Origin of the sequence: Streptomyces muensis (assembly GCF_021474425.1) — a bacterium.
In the GTDB taxonomy this organism is placed as follows: Bacteria; Actinomycetota; Actinomycetes; order Streptomycetales; family Streptomycetaceae; genus Streptomyces; species Streptomyces muensis.
Map to the genome: position 1 here is coordinate 1 of NZ_JAKEIP010000581.1, position 1277 is coordinate 1277.

General features: G+C 67.3%; 2 protein-coding genes. Both read left to right on the forward strand.

Annotated features, from left to right (window positions below):
• A partial coding sequence (locus L0P92_RS44500) for an N-acetylmuramoyl-L-alanine amidase (RefSeq protein ID WP_234768818.1) occupies positions 1–703 on the forward strand: 703 nt, incomplete at its 5' end.
• 160 nt (positions 704–863) lie between these two features.
• On the forward strand, positions 864–1277 hold a 414-nt coding region (locus L0P92_RS44505; RefSeq protein ID WP_234768819.1), incomplete at its 3' end, for a DUF5336 domain-containing protein.

Sequence of the window (1277 nt, forward strand, 5' to 3'; positions counted from 1 at the left end):
GGAGTCCACCACCGCGCCCGCCGCCACCGGCCCCCTCAAGGGCAAGGTCGTCGTCATCGACCCGGGCCACAACCCGAACAACTTCCAGCACACGGCCGAAATCAACCGCAAGGTGAACATCGGCACGAACTGGAAGGAGTGCGACACCACAGGGACGTCGACGAACGACGGCTACAGCGAGGCCAAGTTCACCCTCGACCTCGCCCACCGCATGCGCACCCTGCTGGAGAAGCAGGGCGCCACCGTCAAGTTCACACAGGACGGCGACCGTCCGTGGGGTCCGTGTGTCGACGAACGCGCCCGGATCGGCAACAAGGCGAACGCCGACGCCGTCGTCTCCCTCCACGCCGACGGAGCCGGCGCCGGCCAGCGCGGCTTCCACGTCATCCTCCCCGGCAAGGTGAACGAGGGCGCCGCCGACACCGGCCCCATCGTCGCCCCGTCCCGCGACCTCGGCGAGCGCATCGCGGGCTCCTTCGTCCGCGTCACGGGCAGCGCACCCTCCAACTACGTCGGCGACGGCACCGGTCTCGTCACGCGTAAGGACCTGGGCGGTCTCAATCTGTCAACGGTTCCCAAGGTGTTCATCGAGTGCGGCAACATGCGCGATAGCAAGGACGCGGCGTTGCTCACCAGTGGCGCTTGGCGGCAGAAGGCGGCGCAAGGGATCTCTGAGGGAATCGTGAGTTTCCTGCGCGGGTAATGGTCCACGGGCTGATCCCGGCGGACACCCTCGTCGGTCGGACGATAAGGTCGTCCTTACGATGAGGGGCCACCCCCGCGCTTCACACCGGGGCCTGACGGCGACATGGTGACAGCGACGCCTCTACCTACGACGAGACGACCGACGAAGGACCTTTGAAGTGAATATCCGCTCCCTCACTCGAGGCGACGGCGTGGTGATCGGAGCAGCGGTGTTGCTGTTCATCGCGTCGTTCCTCAGCTTCTACAGCGCCGAAGGCGTCTCCGACACCCCGAGCGCGTGGGAACAGCTCTACACCGGCATGGGCGTCTACCTGGGCGGAATCATCGGTGCCGCCCTGATCGTCGTCAACCGCCTCCTGCCGCAGCCGCGCAAGGTCGCCGGCCTGGAACTCGGTGCGACCGGTACGGCCTTCGCCGTTCTGGACGCGTGGATCCTCTTCTGGTTCCTGGTGGACGTCCCCGACGGCATCGAGGCGGGAGCCGGTCTCATCCTTGGCTTCCTCTCCGCCCTGATCATCGCTGGCGGCGCCATCGCCACCCCCCTGGTCCCCGCCCTCCAAGCAGCCCTCCTC